Below are 16,117 nucleotides of genomic sequence, written 5' to 3'. Positions count from 1 at the left end.
GCTTTATCGTTATGGACTATCAAGCCTGTTTCTTCAGCTTGGCATTCTCGATAAACGTATCGATCACCTGAATGACCTGTCGCTTGGTGGTGGGGTCCAGCTTCTTTACTGCCTTCCCGTCGGCTTCAAATCATCCGTAAAGGCGCGCCGGGCATTGTGCTTGAGAATCAAGCTTTCCAATAATGCCTTGGCGATCTTCCGTTCCTCTTCATCAAACTGGCTCAGCGCCTCGAACTGTAAGCGCAGGTCGTCGCTCGGGCTGCGGTGATCCTCACCAAACACTAGGTCATCAAGGGTGGTGTGCAGTTCCTTGGCGAGCCTGACCAAGGTGTCCAGGGTAGGCTGGGCTGTCCCTGCCTCGTACCGTTTAATCTGATTGACGTGCAAGTCGATGGCGTTGGCCAGGGCTTGCTGAGTCAGACCGCGCTCTTTACGCAGGGTGGTTAGGCGTTTGACAAATTCCATGGTGAGCAACCAAAAGATTGTGGTGCCCATACTGTACTCCCGGGGTAGCTTCACCCGGGGCTTTACGGATCACGAGCATCTGGACGATGTGGAGTTGATCCATATGAATGGACGGGCCTATGATTATAACCTTGGACGTTTCTTGAGTGTTGATCCGGTGATCCAGAGTCCTGGCAATAGCCAGAGCTTGAATCCCTACAGTTATATTATGAATAACCCGCTGGCAGGGACCGATCCTTCGGGTTATGAGATGGCTGATGAGGTTGATGAAGAGGAAAGCATTGAGGCGCAAGCGGTAGAGGTTGAGTATCAACAGACCGGCAGCCGGCTGACCCGAACAGCGAAAGTTACACAGACTTCAAATGGTTATACGGTTCAGATGGGCTCGACTGCTCTGGGAGGCGCATCAAGTGCGGCAGCTGCGAGCGTGACCTCGGATTTGATGGGGTTGGCTAGTCGGGGGAATACAGGTGTATCTTCTGCTGGTGGTGTAAGTGGGCAGAGTAAAGAAAATAATGTTTACCCCGCAACACAGGGGGAATTAACTGATGAAGAGTTTTCACTTATACAAAAAGATAGATTTGAAGCATCTACTCGAATAAATAATTAATACATGGGTAAACCACCGCCTCTGGCGGTGAGACTTGACAAGGCTCTGCCGTTCCGGCGTGCAGAGTAAAAATATGGCCTCCATGAACCGGCAAGTTCTTTAAGGAGGCCATATGCGAGATTGGCAGTGCCAAGCTCACGTGAAACATTATTGCAGGTACCATGTGGTATTTGTGCCCAAGTATCGAAAGAAAGCGTTATTTGGGGCATTGAGACGTGAGATTGGAGCAATATTCCGAGACTTGTGTCGTCAAAAAGGCATTGAGTTGGTCGAGGGGTACGCAATGAGGGATCACATTCATATGTTGTTAATGATTCCTCCCAGGTTAAGTGTTTCCAATACGGTTGGGTTTCTGAAAGGGAAATCTGCGATCCGGATATTTCGGAAGTACAAGCATGTACAGAGAAATTTCACAGGAAGACATTTTTGGGCTCGGGGCTACTGCGTGAGTACAGTAGGGCTTGATGAGCAGATGATTCGAGAGTACATCAAGAATCAAGAGGTTGAAGAACGCCGGCAAGAGCAGATGCAATTGGCGGGATTGTAACAAGCCCCCTCTGGGGGCTTTCACCATGCCACCCGCTATGCGGGTGGTTGCTGATTTAGGAATTTTCTGTCAAGATTTTTCGCTTTATTTTTTAATGCTCTCACTTTTTAAATGGTCGATAATTATATCGATTTGGGCCTGATTGTCTTTGATTAGTTGGTCCGAATAGTCCTTTAACTTTGGGAGCTTCTTATGCTCAAATATGCCGATAAAAGGCTCTCGAATTTCGATATTTAGATAGTCGTATTCTATCCTCCCTTCTTCAGATAAAGACTTTGCAATTTCCAGTGTATGGAGCTGGTGTGTATCCATTGAGCGCTGCATATTTGTTAATGCATCTCGAAACCAGTTTATTTGTCCCCAGTTTTTCAATGTGTCGTAGTTTGTTGTTGAGCTAAGGAGTCGAGGGCTGCCAGCACCTAATACCAGGATGTAATAATTTTTATCGGGAAATTCGTTGATAACATCTCGAAGAATCATACTGGCCGGGTTGTTCATAGCTATAGCTGCATCTGCAAACACACATTGGGATTCGTTTTCCGATTCTGCAAATTCAGGCTCACAATGCTGGATACCTTCATCTTCTGAATAATTGAATACGACAGGCGGAAAAGCAGTTTCAGCACTTACCGCAGCTGTCATTAATTGATAAAGCCGATCGGTGGGGAGATAATTAACTGTCTCACCTTTGTTCTTGAAAAGATGTATCTGTCCGTCCTTTAAGTTTAAAGAAGGAATGATTACGTAGTTCTCAAGTTCAGTAAAGTTAAGGTCTTTAGTATAATGTTTTTCCATTACCTCATGTAATCGGCTGCCAAAGTAAGAGGGTGAAAACAGACCGCCTGCGGTTAGGAACTTGTGATACCAAGGGGGAGAGAAAAGGTAATTTACTTCGTTCTCATAGATATCAACCAGATAGTCGAGATGGGATAGCTTTTGCCCGTTTCTGCTGGGAATAGCTTCATCAGGAATATTGAGGCCTGTTGCGATAATGGCTCCAGTGGAAACCCCTGAAAAAACGTCGAACACCTGATCAAGGGGCTTCCCTAATTTGTCTTCAATATACTGCAGTACATGTAGAGGAATTAAGCCTCTGACTCCTCCGCCTGCTACGACGAGGATATTAATCGTGTCTTTTTGCTGGAGATAATCGGTATTGTGAGTAAGATCATACGTGACCGACTCTCGGGGGAATGTGGTTGTTTGCGTAAAAAAATTGTTATAAACGTAGGCGAAAAAAGCATAACCAACAGCAAGATACACAAGTGCAATAATAGTCTTTTTGAAAGAGGCGTTGAACTTACTTGCCATGTTGTACCCAAAACCATCTATTCCTTATGGGTTTTGACTTTTTAAAGACAAACTCCCAAAGGTATATTAACTTTTATTTTATATCTTCAAAGACTGAATGGTAATAAAACAAAATCTATAAGAAATATAGTAAGGAGTTTACGCGGAGCTTAAGTAGAAAGTGTAATTGTTCTAGGTGGTGGTGACTTGTCTCGAAATCCGACGCTGGTAAGCTCCGCCTTTCTATTGATATAGTATATGCAATGATATCTAGCGGAAGTAATGCAGCTAGATTATGTATCTTGGTTTTTGAAATTAATGTGTTTGGATTGTAACAACTAATTCATGCGGTCTTGCAGCAAATGAAACAGCGTGGTAGTGGAGCTATTGTCCAGATATCAAGTATTTTGGGGGAATTCGTATTACCTTTTCTTGGCTCATATAATACTACCAAGCACGCAATAGAGGGAATCGGAGAAAACTACCGCGTGGAGCTGGCTCAATTTGGCATTCAGTCTCTGATTGTTCAGCCTGATAAACATTCATTTAGAACAACTGTTGATGGTACAGGATTAAATTCCATAATTGGGAAAATTAACAAGGCCACAGAAGAGCCGATGCAAGAAATTTATTCAGCTTATGGGATGAGCAATATGTTCTAGATTAAGTAGCTTTGCTAATATAAATAATTGCTTGGCACTTCAAAGAGCAAGTTGATTTTTAGCGGGTTTGTGAGGTGCTTATTTGTATAAGAGTTAATTTTTTAATGGCTGCTTTCAGAGTTTCCATTTTAGGGTTGTTTGCTTAAAGTAATTGCTTGCATGGAATGCTATTCCGAAATAAGGCCATTTAATATACGCATATATTCATTAACAAATAAATCAATACTATGTCTGCTAATCAATGGTTCACAATACCCAAAAACAAAGACCGAATTACGGTAAGTGGTAAAGGTAGCAGCCATTAATGGGTTAATACCGTTAGTTAGAGTGATCATCGGCATCTGAATTTCAAAATACTCCATTTCATCGGCTAAAAGAGGTATGCTGCCTGCGTTGGATACAATAATCCCTGCTGGAAAGGACTTTTGTTGGGCTGTTATCTCTGAAGCCATATGAGTTATATCGCTCATCGTATAGTCTGAGCTGAGATTTTTTGTCATAGGCCTCTGCTTGAGCAGTACCGAAAAGATTTGCTTTTGTAGCATTTTGGCAACATCAATAACATTGGCAGACTCTATATTGGGGGGGAGCTTCAAGCTAGCGGTTTCGGAAAAGGCTCCAATATGCCCTATGGGAATGTTCGGGGAGCATAGCCCTCTGGCATCCATCGATAAAATTACTTCTGTTAATTTTTTGTCAATAGGTACTGCTCGTGCAGCAATAGATGCAATGGCACAGTAGATTGCAGTAATTTTTATGCCGTTACTCTTGCCCCAATTAGCGAGTTTTTTAGTTCTTTCTGGCGACATAAGATATGAAATTGCACAGGACTTGCGCTCATTGGGAGCGGCTTGCTTTTCTACCAGCCAGATGAAATCGTCAATGTTCTTATGTTCAACTCCCTTTTCTCCAAAATATCCAGCTGACTCTAGCTGGCTCGCAATGCTTTCTTGTAGTGGAAGTGACTTGGCTTGTTTAAGTGTTTCGTTAGATTGCAGGAATTTGTCTAAATTTGAAAATATAGATCATTACTGATCTGCCATCAAATGCTGCATGTATATTGATGACGGAAATCCACTCTACGAGACCTTCTTTATTGAGGTATAGCTTTATGCTGTATACATATTTTTCACTGTCCAGGCAGTTTATGCCGTGAACTTTAAACTCATCCTCTAAATTGAGAGTGTCACTAACTTGGCTTATATTTAATGGGATATCATTAAAGTCAACGTCGCAAATCCAGCGAAGTTTTTCCCCTCTTTGGATACGAGCGCGTAGAAGAGGGTGGCGTTTGTGTAGGTACTCTAATCCTGTGCGTAAAGTGTCAACACTTAACGATTTGCAGACTCTAATGAAAGAAACAAATTGTAAGCCACCATAGGAGAGCCTTGTCATCTCTATAAATAAGGCCTCTTGTGGGCCAAGTTCTCGAGATGGAGTTTCTAAACTCATAAAAGACACCGATCAAAATATCGACGATCTTGATTATTTGGGGTCAGAGCAGCATGAGTGCCGCATTCGGGAATGTATCCTGAGTTGCTGTCAAGGATAGTATTACTCCGCAATTGACTACTTCAGTGCACCAAGCTGCTTTAGGAATCCATATTTATCCCAAGTGACCCAAGCTTCGACTATTTTGCCGTCCTGAATCTTGGAGAATTCTACGGCATCCCAGGTGATTGTTTTTTTGGTTGGAGATTCCCCCATAAACGAGCCGACATGATTAGCGCTGACTGTAACATGGGTTGCGACTAAATCTCCTTCAGCTACTTGCTTGGTACTGACCGCCTTGATGTCTTTGAAAGCCTTGTGAAACTTAGCCACCTCTTCTTCAAATTGTTTGAGGTTACGCTTTTGTGGGCCTGCGCTATCCGTTGTCGCAGAATCCAGGTTGTTTATATAGTTAGGAGATAAAATTGTCTTGGGATCTATCTTATTGCCGCTTAGCCACAACCCCACAGCTTGCATTGCGAGTTTTTTATTCTTTTCTAAGTTATTTGGCTGTGCCGCCACCAAATTGGTGATACTGAATAAAAGGGCTGTTAAAACCAAACAGGAAGCTCGTTTGAACATTTGATAGATTCCTTTCTACATAAATTAGGGTGTGTTTCAGGACGTCTTGTAAACGACATTAAAAATGAGTAAAGAATTGTGTCATCTCCTATTATGGACACATATTCCATAAGGTGAATCGATATTCAGGTAGTTTGGCAAGCTGTCCATCTTTAGACTTTACTGGATTAAAAGTATGCCGCTAAAATTGATGTTTCAGATTAGCAACAGAGTATTTATACGAGGTGAGTAATAGAGATGCTGCTGCCAGCATGGTACCTGGCAGCAGGTTATACGGCTGACCTAAAAACTTAGCATCTCCCGTAAGCGAGTAGCGGGGCGTCTTGCAGCCTCAATTTCTTTTCCATCGGTCATTGTTATTAGTAGTCCGCTGTTGACCCATGGTTGAATATCCTGAATAAAATTCAGGTTTATGATTTGCTGGCGGTTGGCGCGAAAGAAAATCTCAGGATTTAAACGCTGCTCAATTTTGGATAATGATTTATAAATGAACGGTTTGTTGTTATCAAAGAATACTTGAGCATGATTTCCACAGTTTTCAAAATAACGGATATTTCCTATTTCTATTAGCCAGCAACGCTCTCCGTCCTTGATAAAGATCTTGTTGTTGGTGTCTAGGTAGTTCGATGAGTGATTATCATCCTGTAAGGAAGAGTTACTTAGTGTTTTGTTAAGGGCCCGCTTTAATTTTTCCGGGTTGATCGGCTTGAGGAGATAGTCTAAAGCGTTGACTTCGAATGCTTGTATGGCGTATTCGTCATAAGCCGTTGTGAAAATAACTTGGGGTGCAGTTTCAAGCTGTTCTAGTATATCGAAGCCTGTCCCATCTGGTAGATTAATGTCTAAAAAAAGTAAGTCTGGTTGTTCTTTTGAAATCAGAGAAACTGCCTGCTCACAATCTTTTGCCTCTGCAACTAAGTTAATATTTTTGTGAGGCTTTAACAGCTCTCTCAATTCATTACGAGCGAGTCTGGAATCTTCAATAATAATGGCTTTCACTTATTATACCGCCAACTGTAAAGATGAAGTAGGAATATGGCATTGGGCAATAACTTGCTGCCCTTGTTGCCTTATCTGGAAGGATGTGTTGTTACCATATTGAAGAGTCAATCGTTTTTGTATATTTGCTAGTCCCAACCCGGTATTTTCATTTTTCTTTTTGCTAAGCTTCGTTTCTGTAGGTGCGTTTAGCTCTAACGTCCCTGGGTTAGCTACCGTGATGACTAGGTGTTCCTCTTCATGGGATACTCTTATGGTTACTTCACCGCCATGCTTGGACTTTTCAATTCCGTGGCGTATCGCATTTTCTGTGAGCAGTTGGATAATAAGAGGAGGGATTCGTTCTCCCATCAACTCTGGATCAGTTATCAACTTGAAAGTCAAACGATCTTCATATTGTATTTTGAGGAGGTCGATATATTGACAAACAATTTCCAGCTCATCTCTGAGTGGCACGGTTTTCTGTTTATGTGCCATCAATGTATATCTCAGTAGATCAGAGAGGTTTGTCAGCATCGTTCTTGATTTAGTAGCATCCTCAAGAATTAAGGCCCGAATATTGTTTAGTCCATTGAATAGAAAGTGTGGGTTAAGCTGCCCCATAAGCGCTGCCATTTTAACCTCATTGAGCTGTAGGTTAAGTTGAATGGCTTCCTGTTCAGCTTTGAGTAAACGGTCTTGATTAACCGCTGTAACATAAATTAGGGTCCAGCTTACTAATAAAATAGTCATGATAAGCCAGTTGCCAAGCACGTTGTGCCAAATTGAGTCGGGAGTGGTATATCCCATTAAATTATAATATGAGAATAGAAAAATAACTGAAATATAGGCACAGGTAAATGCAAGTGAGATTGAGGATAGAAAGAAGTAGGGCCACTGATGCCTCCAGTTTTTATCTAAGAGGTCAAAGCGATAAATCATTTCCCGAATGATTAGTGTTAAAGCTCCGCAGGTTAATAACAGGGTGAGTGCGTGTATGGCGAGCTGCTCGAAATTTTCATCGGTAAGTAACCCGCGAGAAATGGAGTTCACTAGGGCGAATATTAGCCAGCCGCCAAAATGATACGCTAAGAATTTTGTCGTAGGTGCAGGGGACTTCAGTAACTTCATAAATTAATACATGTTAATAAAATGGCCCCTTGTTCTGGGGCCACAGAGTTTAGTTGAAATCAGAATCTCTCATTCAGCCAGGTTGACATCGTCTCGAGGGCAATAGGGGAAAAGGTTTCCTCTATTTCCGCATACTCGGCATAGCTACCGGTTTCGGCTGTTTGAAAGAGATGATTCATTTTATTGAGTTCAATAATTTCATAATCCTTATGATTGGATTTACTCAACACCTTTTCTATGTTGCCCAAGTTCATTTCCGCATCAACTTGAAAATCCAGTGAGCCGTTAAGAGCCAAAATAGGACATTTTGTACCCTCTAAATAGGGCTCAGGGTTGAAGTTCAATGCATAACGAAACCAAGGGGTGGAATACTGTTTCTTAAGTACCTCAACTTGAGCTTCCAGTTTGCCTCCTTCCAAGCCTTCGAGTTCAACAGTCTTATAGAGATATTGGTGCAACTCATCACTGATAGTTCCCCCAATGGGAAGATGAGCAAATTGTTCAAAAACAATTTTATCAAGCTTGCGTAACTCTTGTAGGTTTTTCTCAGTTACACCGCTGTGTTTTCTATCCCTGTGCCACTGGTCGAAAAAGAGCTCTTGTAGTTTAACCCCTGGACCGCCGAGAAGAATTGTAAACGCAATATCATCACGACTGCTGGCTACCATGGGGGCTATCATCCCCCCCTCGCTGTGCCCAATCAAGCCCGTTTTACCCTTGGGGAGATCGTTACGACTGTTCAGATAATCCACAATTGCACTGGTATCATTGGCAAAATCTTCGGTAGTTGCCGTGGAGAAACTCCCGGTAGAGTCACCAATTCCTCGTTCATCATAACGCAATACGGCGTACCCTTGCCGGGTTAAATAGTCGGCAATTACCGCAAATGCTTTATGGCCGAATGCGGTTTCATCTCGGTCTTGTGGCCCCGAACCACTAATCAGGATCGCAGTAGCTTTTATCCTTGAGCTTGGTTTGGTCAATGTTCCAGAGATTATATTATTTGTGATTGTACTTTTAAAACTTACCTCTTCAACAGTATAGGGATAGGGGCCTGTTGGTATTTGTGGACGGTTATCCGGTTTAGTAGTATTTATCTTTCTGAAGTTAAGAGTTTGTGACTTCCCTTGAGTAAATGATCCGAACATAAGCTCAACTACTGGGTTGTACGCCCCCTCGTAGCTGAGTCCTAAGTCTTCAATTTCGAAGGATATGTTGTTGCCGCTAATGTCCAAGGATGACATCTCTATGCCATAGGCATTTTGTGAAGGGCTATCCAGTACGCCCGTCCATTTATCGTTATCCTGATCAAAATGGAGGACAATCGGAAGTATCTTGTCGTTATCTGTTTGGATAGTGGCCTTCCACTCTCCATCAATGCCACCAGCACTTGCTGTAGTAGAAAACAGGCCGGCGGCTAAGAAAAGCGTCTTTAACTTTGCGTTTGTCTTTGAAAATCTAGTTTGAATATATCGCATAACTATTCTCTCTGTGTTCACCTGCTGAATGCTTGCCATCTTAGAGGAATCTTATTCTTCTGGATTAAAATTAGGATAAGTGGCGAATAGGGCTGCTGAAAGGCGAGGAAGTCTTGACTACCCTTTGTTTAGTTAGGCGTGGGGCAAAGGTATATTACGTCATCAGATAGAGGCGACTTATCCTGATAGCTGGGACGGAGAGACTAACTAACAGTGCGGATTGTACCTATGACGAGCACGGAATCGCCTATATACGTTGGTAAAAAATTTGGCCATTACTGGGGGTATGTATGTAAGGCAAGAGTTGTTTCGGAAATAACTCTTTGGAAGATGGTCTTTCGGTGCCAATGAGTCCATGGGTGCTGCCCATTTATGGGCAGCACTGCGAGATGAAGCGTTTACTGTAGAATCACACCTACGTTTGCGTTTCCGGTTTGATTGGCAAAAGCAGATTGCGCATCGCCAATTTGTGTTGTTGTCTGGGCGTTACCCACACCATTTTGGTAAGTTTGAGCGGAAGAACCAATACCTGTTGCCGTAATATTGGCAAAGTTGGAAGTTCCGAGCTGCTCAGTCAGTGCGTAGTGATCTGAACCCGTCTGGTTATGAATGGCAACATTGTTGTCGCCAATTTGCCAGAGACTGCTCTCGTGATCATCGTTGGTTTGAATCACATTAAGGGTATTGGTAGTACCGTCCTGATATGAGGAGGAGTAGTTGGAGTCTCCATTGACTTGATTGTGGGTCGCCAGGTTGGAGTCGCCGAGCTGATCTACATAGACTTCACTATTTGACGTCAGTGTTTGGGTAACAAATGCAGTTTGGTTTACCCCAGCTTGAGTCACCACAATAACATCATCGGTACTATTGGTTTGAGTTAAGGTTGCACTGTGGCCATCCCCATCTTGGGTAATGGACATGGTGCTACCGTCAACAAATGACTGGAGAGTGAAGACGTACTGATTGTTGTCTCCTTGATTGATCTCGATATAGGCGCCTACAGAGTTATCCTGATAGGACTCGGCGGTATTCATATCGCCAGTTTGGTTATGAATAATCGTGCCACCATCACTGTTAGCGGATTGCTCCGCATAGCTGGTGTTGTTATCACCGATCTGAGTTTGATCGATGGTATTGTTTGTGGCGGTTGGATCACTTTGATCAGCTGTTGCAGTGTTCCCAAGACCTTCTTGGTAAACCGTTGCAGTATTGGTGTCGGCGATAGCGCCCTGGCTAATGATTGCCAGGGCAATACTGGCGGCTAGAGGTGCAATATTCTTCATCAGTAACTCCTTTAGTGATGAGACTGTACGACCAATGTCGTTTTCCATTGCATTTCAAGGTTGAGGTCGTATCAATCACCGCTCATTAGCCTGATCGTCAGAATTTGGCCGACAATCTGGCACGTACTCCTTGTGAATGGGGTTGATACAAGTATGAGTTTGATAGATGGCCTAGATAGGCGCTATGAGAGGTAAGTGCTGATTTAGTGGGACATTAGTTTAATGGGAGGTTTTACTTATTGTCGGTGTGAAATTCTTGCTGAAGAAAGCTTGATAGAGGACTGCCGGTAACAATGTATGAATTAACTTAAAAGGTATTCTATTGCTCAAATGATAGTCATTGAGAGAAGGCGATACAGAGCTTGATTATCGCCTTTAGTTTTGAGTTATTTAGGGTTTAATTTATTCTAAACATGAAGGGTCACGGGTAACAAAAGTATTACCTATCCAAGTGTTATCAGTGCAAGTTGGATCGTTGGGTGAGTAAAGGTCAAAGATCCCATTGTTTAAGGAGGAGTTAGATAAGACGGTATTACCGTCGGCGCTTCCACTTTCAATAGATATTCCGTAGTCATTGTTATCACTTACACTATTTACACTAATGGTGTTGTTATCAGCGCTCTCAACCCTGATACCTGTCACGTTATTTGTCACTACATTTTGAGAAATGAGATTAGAGTTGGAATCTATCTCAATGCCAACGTCTGTACTGTTATCAATAACATTCAATATAAGGATATTTGAACGACCATCGGGATCGAAATCAACACCGTCACCACCAGCATTTGTGATTATATTGCTAGTAACATTGTTTGAGATTCCCTCTAGATATATTCCATCTCCACCGGTGCTATCGATAGTATTTCCGATGATTTGGTTATAATTAGCGGGATCTTCAGTTTCTATACCATTTCCGGAGGTTACGCCATCAGATTGTATCTGGATGCCGGTGACAAAGTTACTATCGCTTGAAATAAGTACTCCTACTCCATCAGGATCATCTATATCAACACTTGTAACATAGTGGGACCCATCGTCTTGTAACATAATAGAGTTGTTACAGTTATCGATAACTCCAGAGGTTAAACTAGCAGATAGGCCATTTAGGAGTATGCCGTCGTCTGTTGAGGCAGAGCACGTAACAGTAAATCCATCCATATCAAGTCCGCCCAAGGGACCGGTAATTGTTAGTGCGGGATTAGTGGCACAGACTAAGTCCTGAGTCAGTGTTTCTTGGGAGGTAATGGTATCTCCACAGCTAACAGCATAGCTTTCGAAGGAAATTGCTATTCCAGCAGCGGGCAAAAGAAAATAGGCAAGGGCTAATTTTAGTTTTTTCATACTTTCCATTCCTTGTTCGCGGTTGTTATGTTATTGAGGGTGATTCATTTTCTATGGTTAGATTGGATGAGTGCGTAAGCTGGGCTAGAGTTACTTTTACTATTATTAGCTTTTTTATTTGTTTTCGATAATATTTAATTTAAATTATGGCTTTGATTTTAAAACCCATTGTAAATATTGAATCTTACTTTCAGTAAGGTTTATGGGTGTCTGGAACTTTTGCGTAATACTTTTTTTCTGGTAGAAGTCAGTTTTAGCTTTATCCCATTAGTGCTGGCATGGTTGTAATTTGGGGGCTATGAAGATGTGAGTATTGATTTCACTCTCAATCCGTTATCGGGGAGTATTAGCTACGAATGATTGCTAAGAGATTCTTTACTTTTTTATACTTTATAAGTAAGCAATATACCGCTCGGCTATTGCTTAACTAGATAATTTTATGGATTTAGTTTGGCAAAGCCTCAATCCAAGCAGTTAGGGTCATTAATGGTAGAACTATTGCCAATCCAGTTGTTCGAAGATGTGCAGTTCGGATCATCAGGGGAGTAAAGGTCGAATATACCATTGTCATTGGCTGTATTAGATAAAATGTTATTGAATTCTGCGCTAGTTCCCTCGATCACTATGCCATAGTCAATGTTATTGTCAGCTTCATTGCTGCTTACGGTATTGCTGTCACTGTTGTTGATTCTGATTCCAGTGGTGCTGTTCGATATACTGTTTTGGGATATGAGATTTGAATCTGAACTTACATATATTCCCACATCTCCATCGCCATTGAGAGTGTTGAGTATTCTCGCTTTACTGTCACTGATTATAGTGTTAAGTAGGATTAAGTTGCTCCCTCCATCAGAATCAAGAGCTATGCCAAAATCACCAGGGTTAAGAATTTCATTTCCGGTGACTGTATTGCTTCGCCCCTCTATATATATTCCTGAAAATCCCGGGAACTCTAGAAAATTTCCAGTGATCTGATTGAGGCTTGCGGGATTAGCTGTTTCTATGCCTATTGCATATTGCGTACCATTAAAAGGTATCACGATGCCGGTAACAAAATTACTGTTACTTTCAATACGTACGCCCACACCTACAAGGTTATTAATCTCAATATCACTGACAAAATGAACACCATCTTCCGTAAGTGCTATTGAGTCATTGCAATTGTCTATTACACCATTAAATAGGCTTGCAGCTAGGCCTGTTAGATAGATGCCCTCATGTAATGGTTCTATACAGGTAACAGTAAATCCATTTAAGTTCAGCCCGCCACCGGGGCCGTCGATTGTGAGGGCTGGATTGGTTTCGCAAGAGAGATCTTCTGTGAGGGATTCCTGGGTAGTAATCGTGTCGCCACAGCTCACAGCAAAACTGTTTGAGGCTAAAGGTAATCCAAAGGTTGGTAGCAGGGATAAAAATAGCGTTAGGCTTGGCTTCTTCATGGGGGGCTCCCAAGATAATGAGTCTATTATTTACTCTAAAGTTTTCTTTCGATTAGTAATTGATAGGTGATGCCAAGTGGTATTTTATAGGGTTTAACCAGTTTGTTTTTGGTTTGTTAATAATATATATAAATTAAAGGTGCGGATTTAGTGTCCATTATAAATATAGGTTTATAAATGGCGCATGATATTTTATGTGGGCTCAGGTCTTAGCTTGAAATCTGTTCTCCTATATTGTCCATGCTTAAAGTGAATATAAAAAGGGCCAGTCAATGACTGGCCCTTTTTAACGCTTTGGTGTTATTCAACCGAAGACCTAATCAAGTAGTCAAATGCGCCCAGCGAAGCAGTTGCACCTGCACCCATAGAGATCACTATCTGTTTGTAGGGGACAGTGGTCGCATCGCCGGCGGCGTAGACGCCGGGGACTGAAGTTGCGCCGCGCTCGTCGATCACGATTTCGCCCATGCGATTCATCTCTATATCGGTTTCGTTAAGGAACTCCGTATTGGGTACCAGGCCAATCTGTACGAAGACGCCTGCCAGGTCGAGTTGCTTGTTTTCACCACTCTCTCGATCGGTATAGGCCAGGCCGTTAACTTTGTTGCCGTCGCCGAGGACTTCGGTGGTTTGCGCATTGACGATAATATCAATGTTATCCATTAACTGAGCCTTGCGTACCAGCACCTCGTCTGCACGCAGTTTATCGGCGAACTCCAGTACGGTGACGTGCTCGACGATTCCGGCGAGGTCGATCGCTGCTTCGATGCCCGAGTTGCCGCCACCGATAACAGCTACGCGCTTACCTTTAAAGAAGGGGCCGTCGCAATGGGGGCAGTAGGCTACGCCCTTGGTGCGGTACTCCGCTTCGCCAGGTACCCCCAGTTCTCTCCAGCGGGCACCGGTAGCCAATACTACAGAGCGGCTGGATAGGGTAGCACCGCTTTGTAGTTTGATATCTACCATTTCGTTGCGTCGCAAGTTGGCTGCGCGTTGATCGGTAATGATATCAACACCATACTCTTTTACGTGTTGCTCAAGGCTGGCTGCGAGCTTGGGGCCCTCGGTATAAGGTACAGAGATAAAGTTCTCGATGCCTACGGTATCCATTACCTGGCCGCCGAAGCGTTCTGCCACTATGCCAGTGCGAATGCCTTTGCGAGCGGCATAAATAGCAGCCGCTGCGCCCGCTGGGCCACCCCCTACCACTAAAAGATCGTAGGGTGCTTTTTCATTCAGTTCTTCAGCTTTACGCTCGGCTGCGCCAGTATCCAGTTTTCCAACAATCTCTTCGAGGGACATCCTGCCTTGGCCGAAGTGTTCACCATTGAGGTAAACCGCAGGTACAGCCATAACATTGCGCTTTTCAACTTCCTCCTGGAACAGGCCACCGTCGATCATTTCGTGGGTGATGTTTGGGTTGAGGGTTGCCATCAGGTTCAGCGCTTGGACAACATCCGGGCAGTTTTGGCAAGAGAGGGAGATATAGGTTTCAAAGTGGAATTCACCCTTCAGGTTTCGTACCTGCTCCAGTAGCTCCGGGTCTGCTTTTGAGGGATGGCCCCCCGCTTGCAATAGTGCCAGTACGAGTGAGGTAAATTCATGTCCCAGGGGAATACCGGCAAAGCTAACCCGGGGTTCCTCTCCGGCAGGGGCGATGGCCATACTCGGCGTGCGCTTGGCTTGACTCTGCTGTGCAGTAATTTTGTTGGAGAGTCCGGAGATTTCATCTACCAGCGCCTCCAGCTCTTTGGATTTTTCACTGTTATCTGTGGACACACGAATCTCGATCGGTTTGACGATATTCTGCAGGTAAGTGTCCAGTTGTTTTTTCAGGTTTGCGTCCAACATCGGTGTGTCCTTTCTCTAACAATTTAAGGCTTGGTTGTGGCCCACCTTTTGATGGGCCGGGTCAGAGGTATTTGGGTTAAATCTTTCCTACCAGATCTAGGGAGGGGGCTAAGGTCTCTTCGCCTTCTTTCCACTTGGCCGGGCAGACTTCACCGGGATGAGCGGCGATGTACTGGGCAGCTTTGATCTTGCGCAACAGCTCGCTGGCATCGCGGCCGATTCCGCCGGCAGTGATCTCGACAATTTGGATACGGCCTTCCGGGTCGATTACAAAGGTGCCGCGATCGGCTATGCCTTCTTCCTCGATCATCACACCGAAGTTGCGGGTGATGGTGCCGGTGGGGTCGCCGATCATCGGGTATTGGATTTTGCCGATGGTGTCGGAAGAGTCGTGCCAGGCTTTGTGGGTGAAGTGGGTATCGGTAGATACGGAGTAGATCTCAACGCCCAACTTCTTGAACTCTTCATAGTTGTCCGCCAGATCGCCCAGCTCAGTGGGGCAGACGAAGGTGAAGTCTGCGGGGTAGAAGAAGAATACGGCCCACTTGCCTTTAACGTCGGCGTCGCTGATATCGAAGAAGTCGCCGTTTTGATAAGCCTTGGCGTTAAAGGGTTTCAGCTGGGATTCGATGTAACGTGACATGGATAGCTCCTTATTTATCACTGTCTTGTCGGTCGTTGTTTGGAAGTGGGATCAATACTATCGGTCGATGCTCTTTGATAAAAATTATTAATGTAAATGCGTGTGATAGCTTTTGGCAATCGTTGTTGGCTATTTGATTGATTGGGTGTTTAGCCGCTATTTAATGGCTTTGGCAAAGCGACAGCCGTTAGGTGAAACCTTATCGGTGCATCCTGATGTCTATTGAGCCGCAAAGACGACATATAGATGTGTTGATCGCGGTCCATACCCTCAGGCATCAAAAAAGAGTTGAGTCGTAAATCAGCGCACATTAGCAATAAGTTAGA

The 16,117-nt window shown here is 43.6% G+C and carries 16 protein-coding genes; 3 read left to right on the top strand and 13 right to left on the bottom strand.

The annotated features are described in order from the left end of the window. Positions 1-105 precede the first annotated feature (105 nt). Positions 106-495, bottom strand: coding sequence for a type II toxin-antitoxin system RelB family anti-toxin (locus ACJJI8_RS21535; protein WP_444911142.1), 390 nt, complete (start codon positions 493-495; stop codon positions 106-108). Here ACJJI8_RS21535 and ACJJI8_RS21530 point away from each other — a divergent pair. Together ACJJI8_RS21530 and tnpA are read left to right on the top strand one after the other, a co-directional pair. Beyond that, complete coding sequence (locus ACJJI8_RS21530) at positions 485-1,075, top strand: RHS repeat-associated core domain-containing protein (protein WP_444933711.1); 591 nt, start codon at positions 485-487, stop codon at positions 1,073-1,075. The genes ACJJI8_RS21535 and ACJJI8_RS21530 overlap by 11 nt on opposite strands. 112 nt (positions 1,076-1,187) lie before the next feature. Beyond that, entirely contained in the window at positions 1,188-1,622 is a 435-nt protein-coding gene (gene tnpA, locus ACJJI8_RS21525) for an IS200/IS605 family transposase (protein WP_444933710.1), read from the top strand. Between the two features lie 84 nt (positions 1,623-1,706). Here tnpA and ACJJI8_RS21520 read toward each other — a convergent pair whose 3' ends face one another. Next, the gene (locus ACJJI8_RS21520; protein WP_444933709.1) at positions 1,707-2,933 is read right to left on the bottom strand and encodes a patatin-like phospholipase family protein; all 1,227 of its coding nucleotides are present in this window, start codon (positions 2,931-2,933) and stop codon (positions 1,707-1,709) included. 320 nt (positions 2,934-3,253) lie between these two features. On the opposite strand from ACJJI8_RS21520, the gene ACJJI8_RS21515 reads away from it, so the two are divergent. Further along, complete coding sequence (locus ACJJI8_RS21515) at positions 3,254-3,574, top strand: SDR family NAD(P)-dependent oxidoreductase (RefSeq protein ID WP_444935188.1); 321 nt, start codon at positions 3,254-3,256, stop codon at positions 3,572-3,574. 167 nt (positions 3,575-3,741) lie between these two features. On the opposite strand, the gene ACJJI8_RS21510 is transcribed toward ACJJI8_RS21515, so the two are convergent. The 11 genes from ACJJI8_RS21510 to ahpC form a co-directional block, all read right to left on the bottom strand. Further along, positions 3,742-4,383 carry a phthiocerol/phthiodiolone dimycocerosyl transferase family protein gene (locus tag ACJJI8_RS21510; protein WP_444933708.1) on the bottom strand — a complete coding sequence of 214 codons (642 nt, stop codon included), beginning with the start codon at positions 4,381-4,383 and terminating at the stop codon, positions 3,742-3,744. A 178-nt stretch (positions 4,384-4,561) separates the two neighbouring features. Then, positions 4,562-5,026, bottom strand: coding sequence for a condensation domain-containing protein (locus ACJJI8_RS21505; RefSeq protein ID WP_444933707.1), 465 nt, complete (start codon positions 5,024-5,026; stop codon positions 4,562-4,564). Between the two features lie 117 nt (positions 5,027-5,143). Further along, entirely contained in the window at positions 5,144-5,647 is a 504-nt protein-coding gene (locus ACJJI8_RS21500; protein WP_444933706.1) for an ester cyclase, read from the bottom strand. Positions 5,648-5,929: 282 nt separating this feature from the next. Then, the gene (locus ACJJI8_RS21495) at positions 5,930-6,646 is read right to left on the bottom strand and encodes a LytR/AlgR family response regulator transcription factor (RefSeq protein WP_444933705.1); all 717 of its coding nucleotides are present in this window, start codon (positions 6,644-6,646) and stop codon (positions 5,930-5,932) included. Between the two features lie 3 nt (positions 6,647-6,649). Continuing rightward, positions 6,650-7,756, bottom strand: a complete 1,107-nt coding sequence (locus tag ACJJI8_RS21490) for a sensor histidine kinase (RefSeq protein ID WP_444933704.1) — start codon at positions 7,754-7,756, stop codon at positions 6,650-6,652. A gap of 59 nt (positions 7,757-7,815) precedes the next feature. Then, entirely contained in the window at positions 7,816-9,234 is a 1,419-nt protein-coding gene (locus tag ACJJI8_RS21485) for an alpha/beta hydrolase family protein (protein ID WP_444933703.1), read from the bottom strand. 398 nt (positions 9,235-9,632) lie between these two features. Continuing rightward, the gene (locus tag ACJJI8_RS21480; protein WP_444916740.1) at positions 9,633-10,517 is read right to left on the bottom strand and encodes a hypothetical protein; all 885 of its coding nucleotides are present in this window, start codon (positions 10,515-10,517) and stop codon (positions 9,633-9,635) included. A 402-nt stretch (positions 10,518-10,919) separates the two neighbouring features. Further along, complete coding sequence (locus ACJJI8_RS21475) at positions 10,920-11,858, bottom strand: right-handed parallel beta-helix repeat-containing protein (RefSeq protein WP_444897832.1); 939 nt, start codon at positions 11,856-11,858, stop codon at positions 10,920-10,922. 461 nt (positions 11,859-12,319) lie between these two features. Continuing rightward, positions 12,320-13,297, bottom strand: a complete 978-nt coding sequence (locus ACJJI8_RS21470; RefSeq protein WP_444914218.1) for a right-handed parallel beta-helix repeat-containing protein — start codon at positions 13,295-13,297, stop codon at positions 12,320-12,322. Positions 13,298-13,597: 300 nt separating this feature from the next. Then, positions 13,598-15,148: an alkyl hydroperoxide reductase subunit F gene (gene ahpF / locus ACJJI8_RS21465; RefSeq protein WP_444933702.1), complete on the bottom strand. Its 1,551-nt coding sequence runs from the start codon at positions 15,146-15,148 to the stop codon at positions 13,598-13,600. Between the two features lie 76 nt (positions 15,149-15,224). Then, positions 15,225-15,791, bottom strand: a complete 567-nt coding sequence (gene ahpC / locus ACJJI8_RS21460) for an alkyl hydroperoxide reductase subunit C (RefSeq protein ID WP_444884410.1) — start codon at positions 15,789-15,791, stop codon at positions 15,225-15,227. Between the last annotated feature and the right edge of the window lie 326 nt (positions 15,792-16,117).

This window comes from Microbulbifer maximicatervae (SeqCode) (genome assembly GCF_052467695.1).
This window is presented reverse-complemented; position numbering and strand designations above follow the sequence as displayed.